Here is a 15,000-nt window from a genome sequence, read left to right as displayed (position 1 = left end):
ACCAAAAAAAGGGAGAAACCTGATGCAAAAAACCTATGCGCTATCGAATCCCCAAAAGAGAATTTGGTATACGGAAATGATGCATCCTGACACGGCGGTTAACATCATGGCAGGTTTTATAAAAATCACAGGGCAGTCTTCTGATTATTCAAAGCTATGTCAGGCGATAAACGCAGCTATTTATGCCCATGATGCCCTTCGAATTCGTTTAACAGATGAAGGACAAGCAGAACCACGGCAATATCTAGTAGATTATCAGGAGCGGCAGTTTCCTGTCAGGGATCACAGCAAAAGGGTAGCGCATCCTAAGCTTGCGGACGATGTATCGATCATACAAGAGTGTGAAGCAAAGTCAATGATCAATAAAGTAGTAGAATGGGCCGAAAATCAGGCAAAGACCCCTATGGAGTTGTTCCACTCTGACTTGTACGATATTTCCATTCATTTGATTGATGATGAGCAAATGTGGGTGTATTGCCGATTCCATCATTTGATTGCAGATGGTGTGTCGATTGATATGTTTTGCAATCAGTTTATGGATAACTATGTTCACTTGCTTGCAGGAAAGACAATCAAGCTGAAAGGACAACCCTCCTATCTCTCTTATTTGGACAGTGAAAGGGAATATGAGTCATCTGTTCGCTTCCAGAAGGATAAGAGCTTTTGGCAGGAGGCTTTCTCCAGTCTCCCGGACGTAAATGGAATCAAACAAGTGCCTAGCTATCAGTCGAGTACCTTGGCAAAGAGAGAATCTGTTTCTATTCCAGAGGAGCTTCAAGCATCGGTTCATTCCTTTTGTAAAAAATATCAGGTCAGCGTGAATGCCTTATTCCTAGCTGCCCTTTCCATTTATATTCAGAAAGTAACCCTGTCAGATGATAGTACGCTTGGTACGCTTTATGGTAATCGGACGAACCGCACGGATGCTAACATGTTTGGCATGCTCGTAAGCACTCAGCCGTTTCGCACACAGGTGAATGCTCAGCTAGATTTTGCCGCCTATGTCCGCCATATTACTCAGAAACAGGTCTCTATCCTACGCCATCAGAAGTATCCTTATAATTTACTCATGCAGGAATTACGGACGAAGCATCGTGGAATGGATGAGCTTTTTACGATTGTACTGGAGTATCAGCCGATGAAATGGGGAGAAAGGGGACAGCTTACATATAGCATGGAATGGCTCTTTAATGGTCATGCTGGCTACCCGTTGTATGTACACGTAAAAGAGAATCTGGACAGTGGACAGATCATGCTTACCTTGGATTATCAAATTGAAATGTTTGATAAGTCAGAAATAATGAGGGTGGCAGAGCAGCTTTTGCTTCTGTTACAGGATGGTGTAAAGGAGCCTAGCAAAAAAATCGGTGAACTACAGCTTCTATCTGAGCAGGAAAGACAACTACTCCTATCCTTTCATGATACGACAAATACGTTTCCCTTGGACAAAACGGTGCATCAATTGTTTGAGGAGCAGGTTGAAAGGACCCCTGAGCATATAGCAGTGATTTTTGAGAAGAAGCACCTCACTTATCGTGAAGTAAATGAGCAGGCAAACCTTCTGGCAAGAAGACTAAGAAAAAAAGGAGTAAGACCCGATCAGGCTGTTGCCATCATTACGGAACGATCCCCAGAAATGCTAATCGGTATTTTTTCCATTATGAAAGCAGGCGGGGCCTATTTACCCATCGATCCTGAATTTCCGGCAGAACGAATTCAGTATATGCTACAGGATAGTGGGGCGTCTTTATTGCTTGTGCATCCTTCTTTTGCTGGGCATTTCCCATTTGAGGGGGAGGAGCTTGTCATACAATCCGAGCTTTATGCGGATGAGGATGGGGCAAATCTAGAACCACTGGCAAAAGCAGATCATCTTGCGTATATCATCTACACATCTGGCTCGACGGGAAACCCAAAAGGGGTCATGATCGAACACCGATCTGTTGTCAGTCGCAATGATTGGTCGCAAAGAAGGTATCCGCTTACGGAGCAAGATACGATTTTACAAAAAACACCGTACACATTTGATGTCTCCGTTTATGAATTATTTGGCTGGTCTTTTGTAGGGGCCAAGGTCTGTTTGTTACAGCCTGGAGCAGAAAAAGACCCAGCGATGATTATTCAGACCATCCAAGAGCATCACATAACAATCATACATTTTGTCCCCTCTATGCTTCATATTTTCCTTACCTATCTTACGGAGACAGGGATAGTAGAGCAGGTCAAAAATCTCCGACGGATATTTGCTAGCGGGGAAGCGCTCAAGGCCCAGCATGTTGCCAAATTCCATGACATTCTGCAACCGTATGGCATTTCCCTCCATAATTTATATGGTCCTACAGAGACAACCATTCAAGTAACCTACTATGACTGTGATACAGCTAGCATGCCATTTGTCCCGATAGGTCGGCCTGTCGATAATGTTCAAATTTATATCGTTGGACTGTATGGTGAGCAACAGCCGGTGGGAGTGACAGGCGAACTATGTGTGTCTGGTGTAGGTTTGGCAAGGGGGTATCTCAATCTACCAGAGATGACGGCAAGTCGTTTTGTCGCGAATCCCTTTACAAATAAAGGTGAACTGATGTATAAGACAGGAGATTATGCTAGGTGGATGCCCAATGGACAATTGGAGTATCTAGGTCGCATTGATCATCAGGTGAAAATCCGGGGATATCGTATCGAGCCAGAGGAAATAGAAGCGCAGCTAGTCAAAATCGACGGCTTAAAAGAAGCAGTTGTGGTCGCGGTTGAGAATGAGTCGGGAGTGCAAGAGCTGTGTGCGTATATTGTGGCGGAGCGAGAGTATCGGATTGGGGCGTTGAGAGAGGAATTAGCAAATGTATTACCGACTTATATGATCCCTGCTTATTTCATCCCTCTTCAGAAGATACCGTTAACACCAAATGGCAAGGTTGATCGCAAAAGTCTTCCATTACCTAAGCGAGGTACAGACACACTTGGCACAGATGAGGTTTATATTGAGCCAAAAAATGAAAGAGAAAGGCTATTGGCAACGATATGGGAAGATGTGCTACGAGTGGAGAGAGTAGGAGCGAGGGATCATTTTTTCTATCTGGGCGGAGACTCTATTAAGGCCATACAAGTGATGTCTCGTCTTCGTGCCAAGGGCATGTCCTTAGAAATGAAGCGCCTGTTTCAATTCCCTATTCTATCGGATGCGGCACGAGAAATTTCCTTATTGGAACAAAAGCTAGAGCCTCGACTGTCAAAAGCTTCAGCTTCCTTAGTCTCGTTTCCAGTAGAGGAGCTTTCTTTATTGCAAAAACAAATAGAAGAGGATATTCCAATGGGGAGCATGGAACAGGCCTATCCCTTAACACCATCTCAAGAATGGATGTATGCTCACAGCTCGATGAATCAGCCCTCCTCCTTTTTTATTCAATTGGAGCTGGTACTAAAAGGGCGGGTAGACGTTGATTTGCTAGCAACTAGCCTACAGTGTGTAGTGGAGCGCCACGATGCTCTTCGTACGATTTATCGTGATACGAAAAGAGAAGTTCCTGTGCAATGTGTTCTGAAAAATCGAGATATTCCAGTGTTGCAGGCAGATGTAACTCACTTAGACGACCCAGAACAACGTCACTATTTACAAAACCTGCGGATGGCCGATCGTGAACGTGGATTTGATCTTACACAAGATGTGATGCGCTTAGCTGTGGTTACGTTATCTGCCAACTCTTATCATATTCTGGTGAGTACCCATCATATTCAACTCGATGGGTGGAGCTTGCAGATTATGCTACAGGAATGGATGGAGCATTACCGTGCTATGCTCCACAACGCCCCGGTGGACTTCGAAGAGGCTGTACCGTTTTCTACCTATATGAGATGGATTGAACAGCAGGATCAGGAGGAATCGCTTCGTTTCTGGAGCCAGTATCTTCACGGATTCGAAGACCCTACCCCTCTCCCGAACATGATGGTTAGAGGCAGGAAAAAGGAAGAAAAGGATATAGAGCCAAGAATTGATCACAGACAGGAGAGTATAGGGTACGAGCAAGCTGAGACGATCATGTACATCGAAAAAACACTCACATCACAGCTACAACGTATCGCCCGGGAATATCACTCTACGATAGGAGCTATCCTGCAAACGGCATGGGGTATCCTGTTAGGTAAATATAATGACAAGCGAGATGTTGTATTCGGAAGGACAGTTTCCGGAAGACCGTCTGAGGTGGAAGGTGTAGAACAGATCATTGGTTTATTCATCAACACCAATCCTATCAGGGTAAGCTGGGATGAGCAGAGTACGTTTTTGAAGCTGTTGAAAATAGTCAGTGAGCAGGCTGTTGAGGCTAAGGCCTATGAATATTGTTCCTTCTCAGATATCCAAGCACAAAGCCCAGTTAAGCAAGGGCTAATTGACCATCTGTTTATTTTTCAGAACTACCCATTGGATGTAGCGGGGCTCGCTCAAACGACCCAATCCCTAGGGTACACAATGGATTTGCATGCTTATTTTGAACAGACACACTATGACTTTACCGTAAAGGTGACTCCAGAGGATGGCTTGCAGTTCCACTTTATTTACAATAGAGAACGCTATGCCAAAAAGTACGTAAAACGTTTGATGGAGCATTTTCTTACGCTGTTGCAGGGGATTGTTGAGAACGTAGATAAACCGATAGATCAGCTAGAATTAACCTCGCCAAAAGAAAAACGGGAACTGCTAGAACGCTTCAATGATCCAAGAGTGACGTTTCCAAAGGATAAAACATTTACGCAGTTGTTCGAGGAGCAGGTGGTAGCTACACCTAATGAATGTGCCATCGTGTGGAAGGATCAAACAATAAGCTATCGGGACTTAAACAAGAAAGCGAATCAATTGGCGAGAACGTTGCGAGAAAAAGGCGTGATGGCAGAGGCTATTGTGGGTATTCTCATGGATCGTTCTCTTGAAATGTTCGTTAGCGTGCTTGCGGTATTAAAAGCAGGTGGAGCTTATGTGCCAATTGATCCTAGTTATCCTAGCGAGCGAATTTACTACCTGCTCAGGGATAGCGATTCCATAATTTTACTGACAACGAGAGCGACAGAGACGCATATTCAGCTAGAGAAGGAAGCATTTACGAAAAAAATCGTGTATGTCGAGGATGAATCGAATTATCACCCAGATAACTCTAATGTAGTCGCTGTGACTAAGCCCGATAACATGGCCTACCTGATTTACACCTCAGGCTCAACTGGAAATCCTAAAGGCGTAATGATTGAACACCGAGGCTACGTAAATGCGGCCTATGCCTGGATGCAGGAATACGATCTGAAGCAATCTCCTTGTCGTTTGTTGCAAATGGCTAGCTTTTCCTTTGATGTATTTGCTGGGGATATGGCAAAGGCGCTTCTTACAGGCGGTCAGCTCATTATTTGTCCAGAAGACATTCGGATTCATCCCCCCGCTTTATATGAATTCATGTGCAAGCATCAAATCAGCTTGGTTGATACAACTCCAGCTCTATTTGTACCCATTATGCGATATGTTGCAGAGGAGGGCTTGGAGCTTCCCGATCTGAAGCTAATCCTGCTTGGAGCAGACACTGTGTCGATGAATGATTTCACTTATTTATTACAGAAATTTGGATCAACCATACGTATTCTAAATACCTACGGAGTAACAGAGGCAAGTATTGAATCCAGCTATTTTGAAGAGGAAGCGGATTGGTTACATGGAAAAAGTCAGGTCCCCATTGGAAAGCCGTTACAAAATACCAGCTACTATATTGTCAATCAACAGAATCAACTATTGCCCGTAGGAATTGCTGGGGAATTGTGCATAGGAGGGGTTGGTGTAGCGCGTGGCTATTACAAGCAGCAGGAATTAACTCTGCAAAAATTTGTCCCAAACCCGTATGCGCCTGGTGAAATGATGTATAAAACCGGAGATAAAGCTAGATGGCTGCCAGATGGAAATGTAGAGTTTTTAGGGCGTCTGGACCATCAGGTAAAGGTACGCGGATATCGTATTGAAACAGGGGAGATAGAGGCGAAAATCAGGAAGCTTGAATATGTCAGAGAAGTCGTGGTTTTTGTGTGGACAAACTCTCAGGGGGAGCAAGAGCTTTGCGCTTATCTCGTCTCGGATGAAGCGTTGTCGTTTGCTAGGGTACAAGAGGAGCTAGCGGCTTTTTTACCAAGATATATGATCCCTACACATATGTGCCAGATCGATCAAATTCCTCTTACACCTAATGGCAAGATTGATCGAAAATCATTAACCATTCCTGACAGAAATGAGCTTCTCAGGCAAGAATATGTGGCTCCACGCAATGAGCTGGAAGCTAGATTGGCAATCATATGGCAGGACCTACTAGGAATCAGTCCGATTAGTATCTATGATGATTTTTTTGAATTGGGCGGACATTCTTTAAAAGTAATGATGCTGGTCGCAAAGGTCCATAAGGAGTGGCATGTTCTATTGCCAATTGAAAAAGTCTTCCAAAATCCCACAGTAGCATCGTTGGCAAAACTTCTTCCTGAAATGGAGAAAAGCGTGCAGATGAGGATTCAGCCTGCACCAAAGAGCGAATATTATCCGCTTTCCTCTGCACAAAAAAGATTGTTCCTGCTTCATCAATTAGACAAGGCTACTCTAAGCTACAATATTCCGGCTGTCATGATGTTGGAGGGAGCTGTCGATCGCGATCGCATGGAAATGGCTTTGCAGCATTTGATTCAAAGGCATGTTACATTGCGAACCTCCTTTGAAATGGTTCACGGGGCACCGATGCAACAGGTACATGATAGGGCGGATTTTACGATCCAATATGAAGATCTAAGAAATAACAACACGACAGAGCAGGATATCCAGTCACTGATTCAAGCATTTATTCAGCCGTTTGATCTAGAGACACCGCCATTACTTCGAGTTGCTCTCATTTTGCTTGCGACAGATCGTCACCTTTTACTTGTGGACATTCATCACATTATTTCAGATGCCGTTTCCATGGCTACCTTTACGGCTGAATTTGTACGGCTGTATCAAGGGGAAGAGCTACCTGCACTACACCTACAATATAAGGATTACGCTGTATGGCAACAGGCTTGGAAACAAACCTCCTCCTATTTAAAGCAGGAAGAATATTGGCTCCATCAGCTAGCAGGAGAGCTTCCTGTTTTACAGCTTCCGCTTGATTACAAGCGTCCTGAAGCTCTCACATTTGAAGGTGATCAAGTATTGATTCTCCTTGATCAAAAAACATCTCGTCTTGTGCACCAAGTAGCAGAGGAAACAAAAACAACACCCTTTATGCTGCTACTTTCGACGTACAGCTTATTACTCGCCCAATATAGTGGTCAGCAAGAAATCTTGATAGGATCACCGATTGCGGGCAGGAGAGATGACGATCTTCAACGGATCATTGGAATGTTTGTTAATACATTGGTACTACGAATGCATCCGGCGGGGAGTAAATCGTTTGCAGCTTATGTAGATGAGGTCAAAATGACTTCATTAGCGGCTTTTGAAAACCAAGACTATCAATTTGAGGAGCTAATCGAAAAGGTAAAGGCTGAGCGAGCTCCTAATCGCAATCCTCTTTTTGATGCAGTATTTGTCCTTCAAAATACAGATAGGCAAGCAGACCAAGTAGGTGAACTAACGCTAACACCCTATCCGTATACTCATCAAACAGCAAAATTCGACCTTACTTTACAGGCGATAGAGCAAGGAGACGAGTTTCATTTTACCTTCGAGTACCGAACAGCGTTATTTAAACGAGACACCATTGAGCAGATGGGACAGAACTACGTGGAGCTTCTTCGGATGGTTACAGCGAACAAGGACATGCTCATACATGAGATTCCCTTCCTTCGCACGAAAAAAATGGAGAGTGCCATAACGGAGGACTTTACGTTTACATTTTAATAGCTAAGATTTTTCTCTGATATAAAAGGGAGGGATACCTCTCTCCCTACCCGATCAGATAAGGAGAGAAAAAGGATGCGCGACACATTGAGTCAATCAGATACAATGACGACTGGAAAATGGCAAGAGGAACAGCAATACTGGCTAGACAAATTACAAGGAAATGTAGTCGCGAGTGGATTTTTAGAGGATTTGATCAGAACAGGCAAGGAGAATACTAGATGTGTCTATAAAGCGATTTTCCCTACCGAACTGTCTGAAAAAGTGAGAGCGACCAGCAATGGATCACCGTTTGGAATGTATGTTTTACTTGTGAGCGGTGTGAAGCTGTTGCTTAGCCATTATACAGGCAGTGAGGATATTCTAGTTGGCATGCCACCTTTTCATCTGAAAAGCAGGGAGGAGACAGCCAACCATCTTCTAGCTCTGCGAACCGTTGGGACGAAGAAGGACAGCTTTGCTGAATGGGCAGGAAAAATCAAACAAACAGTCATGGAGGCAGACCAGCATCCCAATCTTTCTTTTGCAGAAATTGTACGGATGCTACATCCAGAGATAGACGATTCTTCTCAGTTGAATATGCAGACGGTCGTTCTACTTGATAGCGTTCATGACGTGAAAGAGATTGATACCATACAGACTAACACGCTCTTTTTATTCCGGGATAGGGGAAACAGTCTGGAATTAGAGCTGCATTACGATTCAGAATGCTATCTGGAGGGCACGATTCAGCGAATTATTCAGCATATGCTACGGTTACTTCAGCAGGCTCTGTCTAATCCGATACAATCCAGTCAGGAGATCGAATTCTTGTCTGAGCAGGAAAAGCACCAGCTCGTCTTCGGTTTTAATCAAACGCAGTCCGGTTTTCCGCAGGACAAAACAATCGTTCAGCTATTCGAGGAGCAGGTCAAGAGGCATTCGGCACGAGAAGCCTTGGTATGTGATGAACAGCGTATGACATACGAGGAATTGAATAAACGTGCTAATCAGGTAGCGAGAGCACTGATAGATCGTCAGGTTCAGCCTACCGATATCGTTGGGATCATGGTTGAACGTTCCCTAGAAATGATTGTGGGTATACTTGGCATTTTAAAAGCGGGAGCAGCCTACCTTCCTATTGACCCGATTTATCCACAGGATCGAATTACTTATATGCTAGAAGATAGCGGGGCGAAGCTTCTGCTTACCGATAGACACGAAGCAACGGCTTCCACCTATTCGGTGGGAACAATCCTTCCTTTCTATGATGAAACCCTGCAAACGTATGCTAGTGAAAACCTGTCTGTTGAGATTTCCCCACAAGCCCTAGCGTACATTATCTATACATCAGGGACGACTGGTCATCCCAAGGGGGTCATGATTGAACACAGACATGTCGTGCGTTTATTCGTTCCAGATACTCCGTTATTTTCCTTCACCCATCAAGATGTCTGGACGTTATTTCACTCCTTTAGCTTTGATTTTTCGGTATGGGAAATTTTTGGAGCCCTGCTGTTTGGCGCAAAGCTGGTAGTGGTTCCTAAGCTGGTGGCTCAAGATACCAAGGTCTTTTTACAAGTATTACAGCGTGAGCAAGTAACGATACTTAATCAAACACCCACCGCTTTTTATCAGCTCATCAATGAAGAACTAAAATCCGCTGATCAGAAATTATATCTGAGGTACGTCATTTTTGGTGGGGAAGCCTTAACGCCAAGACAGCTACAGCCATGGCAAGCAAAATATCCTCAGACCAAACTAATCAATATGTATGGCATTACTGAAATCACAGTCCATGCTACCTTCCGTGAGCTGACCGAGGAGGATTTTCATCAGCACGCAAGCAACATAGGCCAACCGATTCCGACTCTGTCCATCTATGTCTTGGATCAGGATAGAAAGCTGCTGCCAATCGGGGTACCAGGCGAAATGTATGTATCAGGCGCAGGCGTTGCCAGAGGATATCTGAACAGACGGGAGCTGACGCAGGAGCGCTTTATCGAAAATCCTTATATAACGGGGGAACGCATGTATAAGACAGGCGACCTGGCCAGATGGCTGGCAGACGGTACCCTTGAATATAGAGGACGACTGGATCATCAGGTGAAAATTAGAGGGCATCGCATTGAATTGGGCGAGATTGAAGGGCAACTGCTGTTACTTGGCTTTGTGCAGGAAGCAGTAGTAGTAGCTAGACAGAACAAGGATGGAATCAATGAGCTATGCGCCTATTTGGTGGCTACAGAAGACATAGATGACATAGATGTACGAAAAGCGTTATCTGTTTCTTTGCCTGACTATATGCTTCCTACGTATTTTATACAGATAGAAAAAATGCCGCTAACTCCTAATGGGAAAATCGATCGAAAAGCTCTGCCTAAGCCAGAGAACAGCCTGCGCTCCAAGCAAGAGTATGTAGCACCCAGAACGTCTCTTGAAGCTAGCTTGGTTAGCATCTGGGAGGATGTTCTGGAAAGTAAGCCGATCGGAATTAAGGACAATTTCTTCGAGCTAGGCGGATATTCGCTAAAAATGCTCAAGATGATTAATCAGGTGGCGCAGGAATTAAACGTTGAGATTCCCTTAAAATTACTGTATGAAAATCCAACGATTGAATATATGGCAGAACGGGCCTTTGCTGTCTATATGGAGGAGAGTAACCATCATATGACGCTATTAAATCGAGCCGGTGATCTCAAAGTGATTTGTTTTCCTCCCATAAATGGCTTCATCTTTATCTATAAACGAATTGCGGAATTACTAGCTCAGGAAGCTACGTTTTATGGATTCGAATATATAGAACAGGAAAACCGCATCGAGCTATATGTCCAACAGATTTTGGATGCGGAGGCAGAAGGACCGTACATTTTCCTAGGTTATTCAGCCGGTGGAAATCTTGCATTCGAAGTGGCAAAAGCAATGGAAGAGAAGGGGCACACTGTATCCGATATCATCATGTTTGACACCTATATGAAAACAGAACAGATGAAAATGACTCCCGAGGAGCAAGAGGACGAGATCGAGCGCTTCCTGCAACTAGAGAATATCAGAGAAATCTTAGACTTTAGTCATGGTGATGAGGTTGTCAAAGAGCGGGTTCTCAAAAAAACGAGGGCTTATGTTGCTTACTTCCTTCAGTTGGCTCATGTAGGTCATGTACATGCGGACATTCACTTTGTACAGGCAGAGCCAGATGAGGCCAATATTGCACAGCCTGCCGATTTGCAAATGTGGGGAAAATTTACAAAAGGGGCATATAGAGAATATCAAGGTGCAGGCATGCATTACAGTATGTTCAATGGGGATTTTCTACCAAGGAACGCTACACTGATTCAACATATTTTACACCAGATGAAAAGAAAGGATAGATAGCTATGGCTCAGATCGTACCTGTGTTGAAACAAAGCAAATCGCGTGTTATTTCATTTCGTTCACCGACAGCAAAGGATGCTTCGAGGATTCGCAAGCATTACGAGCGAGTCTTTCATGACAATCCCTTTATGCTCACCTCTGGAGAGGAATTTATCGCAAATGATGAGCAAGTCGCCGCTGGTATTGATACCTTCTGGAATGATCCTAACAAAGTGGCCTTTATCGCAGAATGTGAGAAGGATTTAATAGGAATTATGACCGTCACGCCAAGAGAAACGAAGAGAGTACAGCATGTAGGCATGATTGCTTTAACAATTAAAGAAGAGTGGCGGGGGCAAAGAATTGGCGGTCTTTTTTTTGAAGTCATGCTAGAGTGGGCAGAGGCACATCCTGTAATTGAAAAGCTTTCGGGTGAAGCATTTGCACATAATGAAAGATCCCTTCGTTTACTCAAGAGCTTTGGGTTTGTAGAAGAGGGAAGGAAGATCGCAGAAGTCAAATATCCTGATGGTACATATGTAGACACGATTTTTATCGCGAAATCGGTAAAAGGCAATGAGAAAGAGTTGTGCTGTGAATCCAGTGTTGCATCATCGAAAAATCCTGTTACAATGATGCATGATAGTTTTTGATACAGGATGTGAAGTGTTTACATGGATTTTTTACATCAGAAAGTGTTGCCGGCAGTTCGGCAGATGAAGGACTTCGAGGCACTGCTTAAAAGTCGTTTTGAATATTTAGTATTGTTGGATAGCCATGTGGGGCAATTAAAGCATATCGTCCAGATGTCGAAAAAGCATCATAAAAAAATGCTTGTACATGTTGATCTTATCAATGGCTTACGAAATGATGAATATGCAACTGAATTTTTATGTCAGGAAATTCGACCAGCCGGTGTGATTTCCACGCGCAAGAGTGCCGTATTAACCGCCAAGAAAAATAAAGTCCTAGCAATCCAACGATTATTTTTGCTGGACACTACAGCGCTTGAAACAAGCTACCGTCTTTTGGAACAGACACAGCCTGATTATATCGAGGTATTACCTGGCATTATGCCGCATATTATTGCCGAAGTATATGAGCGTGTGAAAATTCCTGTGCTTGCGGGTGGGTTAATCAGAACTGTGGAGGATGCTGAGTGTGCCTTTAGTGGTGGGGCTGTTGCGGTAACAACATCGCGGAAAGAGATTTGGCACCATTATGAGAATAAATAAAACTTTTCCGATTACCTGACAATTCATTGTTGACAGAATTATCTTTTGTTTGCTTAAATGGGTTATAAAGTTAATCAGGTGATGGAGAATCGGAGACCCACAGAGGCTTCCCTATCGTATAATAGGGATTGTTTCCTGTGGGTTTTTTTGTTGTCTGTCAAGCATAAAGGGGGATACAGAGAATGTCGCCATTTGTAGGTGAATTAGTTGGGACTATGCTTTTAATTATTTTGGGGGGCGGTGTCGTAGGAGGGGTTGTCCTTAATAAATCAAAAGCTCAGCATTCAGGATGGATTGTCATCACGATTGGCTGGGGGTTGGCAGTTACGATGGGAGCGTATGCTGTTGGGGGAATAAGTGGTGCCCATCTGAATCCAGCCCTTACGATTGCGTTGGCCACCATTGACAGATTTGCATGGGCGGACGTACCGTTGTATATCGTGGCACAAATGATCGGAGCTTTCTTAGGAGCCGTGATTGTTTGGCTGCACTATCTGCCTCACTGGAAGCAAACGGAGGACAAGGGTGCGAAACTGGCTGTTTTTGCAACTGATCCGGCCATTCCAAATACGCTAGGGAACCTGTTAAGTGAAATCATAGGTACTTTTATTTTAGTTTTTGGTATTCTTGCGATTGGAGCGAATAAATTTGTAGATGGATTAAATCCGTTTGTCGTAGGACTTTTAATCATTAGCATCGGGGTATCCCTTGGTGGCACGACAGGGTATGCCATTAACCCGGCAAGAGATTTAGGACCACGTTTGGCCCACTTTCTGTTACCGATTGCTGGGAAAGGATCATCCAACTGGAGTTATGCTTGGATTCCGGTTTTCGGGCCTATTATAGGAGGAGTATTGGCAGCGCTGTTCTATAAAATCGTATTTCTTGCTTAGACTAGATTAGACTAGAGAAAAAAACTTCAATAACAGGGAAAAGGGATGAGTTTCATATGGAGAAAAAATATATTTTGTCATTAGATCAAGGCACATCTAGCTCACGTGCCATTCTGTTTAATAAGCAAGGACAGATTGTTGCCATGGCACAGCGAGAATTTCCGCAGCATTTTCCACAGCCAGGGTGGGTAGAGCATAATGGTTTTGAAATATGGGGTTCTATTTTAGCTGTCATTGCAGAGGTTCTATCCACCTCCAATATTAGCCCGAAGGAAGTAGCGGCTATTGGAATCACGAATCAACGTGAAACTACGATTGTTTGGGATAAGCATACAGGCAAGCCAGTATATAATGCGATTGTTTGGCAATCCCGTCAAACATCCGAGATATGCGAAGAGTTAAAGGCCCAGGGCTATTCAGATTTAGTACGGGATAAAACAGGCTTAGTGATCGATGCTTACTTCTCAGGGACGAAATTAAAATGGATTTTAGATCATGTAGAAGGAGCCCGTGAGAAGGCAGAGAAGGGTGACTTGCTGTTTGGAACCATTGATACATGGCTGATTTGGCGCCTATCAGGTGGGGAGAGTCATGTGACTGATTATTCGAACGCTTCCCGAACACTTCTATATAATATCTATGAGCAACAATGGGATGATGAGTTATTAGCCATGCTCGATATTCCTAAGTGCATGCTACCTGAGGTTCGACCATCATCAGAAGTGTATGCGCTTACAGCGTCGTATCATTTCTTTGGCGAACAGGTACCTATTGCTGGTGCGGCGGGAGATCAGCAGGCGGCTTTATTTGGGCAGGCATGCTACGAGATGGGGATGGCAAAAAACACCTATGGAACAGGCTGCTTCATGCTTATGAACACAGGAGACAAGGCAGTTAAATCGGAAAGTGGACTACTAACGACCCTCGCATGGGGCATCGATGGTAAAGTCGAGTATGCGCTAGAGGGCAGTATTTTTGTTGCCGGCTCGGCTATTCAATGGCTACGTGATGGGCTTCGGATGTTAAAGTCAGCGGCTGAGAGTGAGCAATATGCACAACGAGTAGAATCGACAGAAGGGGTATATATGGTTCCAGCCTTTGTTGGATTAGGTACACCCTATTGGAAGAGTGACGTGCGAGGAGCTGTATTTGGATTGACGCGCGGGACAGAAAAGGAGCATTTTATCCGGGCTATTCTTGAATCGCTTGCGTATCAAACAAAAGATGTCCTTTCTGCCATGGAGGCGGATTCAGGGATTATTTTAAAAGCCTTGCGTGTAGACGGTGGGGCCGTGAGAAATAATTTCTTGATGCAATTCCAAAGCGATATCCTTGGCGTTCCAGTAGAGCGACCTACTAATAGCGAAACGACAGCATTAGGAGCGGCTTATCTAGCTGGTCTAGCTGTTGGATTCTGGGAAAGTCGTGAGGAGATTGCCTCTGTTTGGCAGATTGATCAGCGCTTTGAGGTACAGATGGGGGAAGAGGAGAGAAGGAAATTATATCGTGGATGGAAAAAAGCAGTAGAAGCAACAATGGGCTTCCAAGTATCGTCTATCGGTTGAAGCAGGTAGCAATCTACGCTATACTTTTATTAACAAATGGAACAAGTTAATATCGGTCGGAGAATTGGAGTAGACCACAGCAGGTC

At 44.1% G+C, this 15,000-nt stretch carries 6 protein-coding genes; all 6 read left to right on the top strand.

Annotated features, from left to right (window positions below; all coding sequences use genetic code 11):
* The first annotated feature begins 22 nt into the window (after positions 1-22).
* A complete protein-coding gene (locus BRLA_RS17790; RefSeq protein ID WP_003336487.1) occupies positions 23-7,888 on the top strand; it encodes an amino acid adenylation domain-containing protein in 7,866 nt (2,621 codons plus the stop codon).
* A gap of 75 nt (positions 7,889-7,963) precedes the next feature.
* On the top strand, positions 7,964-11,242 hold the full coding sequence (locus tag BRLA_RS17785; protein ID WP_003336488.1) for a non-ribosomal peptide synthetase: 3,279 nt from the start codon (positions 7,964-7,966) through the stop codon (positions 11,240-11,242).
* Positions 11,243-11,244: 2 nt separating this feature from the next.
* The gene (locus tag BRLA_RS17780; RefSeq protein ID WP_003336489.1) at positions 11,245-11,874 is read left to right on the top strand and encodes a GNAT family N-acetyltransferase; all 630 of its coding nucleotides are present in this window, start codon (positions 11,245-11,247) and stop codon (positions 11,872-11,874) included.
* Between the two features lie 21 nt (positions 11,875-11,895).
* Entirely contained in the window at positions 11,896-12,456 is a 561-nt protein-coding gene (locus tag BRLA_RS17775; protein ID WP_003336490.1) for a glycerol-3-phosphate responsive antiterminator, read from the top strand.
* A 182-nt stretch (positions 12,457-12,638) separates the two neighbouring features.
* On the top strand, positions 12,639-13,349 hold the full coding sequence (locus BRLA_RS17770; RefSeq protein ID WP_003336491.1) for an MIP/aquaporin family protein: 711 nt from the start codon (positions 12,639-12,641) through the stop codon (positions 13,347-13,349).
* Between the two features lie 56 nt (positions 13,350-13,405).
* Positions 13,406-14,914 carry a glycerol kinase GlpK gene (gene glpK, locus BRLA_RS17765; protein ID WP_003336492.1) on the top strand — a complete coding sequence of 503 codons (1,509 nt, stop codon included), beginning with the start codon at positions 13,406-13,408 and terminating at the stop codon, positions 14,912-14,914.
* Positions 14,915-15,000: the final 86 nt, after the last annotated feature.

This window comes from Brevibacillus laterosporus LMG 15441 (assembly GCF_000219535.2).
GTDB classification, from domain to species: Bacteria; Bacillota; Bacilli; order Brevibacillales; family Brevibacillaceae; genus Brevibacillus_B; species Brevibacillus_B halotolerans.
The sequence above is the reverse complement of the archived record's forward strand: the minus strand, read 5'-3'. Positions and strand labels throughout refer to the sequence as shown.

Coding starts and splice junctions, on each gene's coding strand:
- BRLA_RS17770 (WP_003336491.1), top strand. CDS start 12,639: ATGTCGCCATTTGTAGGTGAATTAGTTGGGACTATGCTTTTAATTATT.
- BRLA_RS17785 (WP_003336488.1), top strand. CDS start 7,964: ATGCGCGACACATTGAGTCAATCAGATACAATGACGACTGGAAAATGG.
- BRLA_RS17790 (WP_003336487.1), top strand. CDS start 23: ATGCAAAAAACCTATGCGCTATCGAATCCCCAAAAGAGAATTTGGTAT.
- BRLA_RS17780 (WP_003336489.1), top strand. CDS start 11,245: ATGGCTCAGATCGTACCTGTGTTGAAACAAAGCAAATCGCGTGTTATT.
- BRLA_RS17775 (WP_003336490.1), top strand. CDS start 11,896: ATGGATTTTTTACATCAGAAAGTGTTGCCGGCAGTTCGGCAGATGAAG.
- glpK (WP_003336492.1), top strand. CDS start 13,406: ATGGAGAAAAAATATATTTTGTCATTAGATCAAGGCACATCTAGCTCA.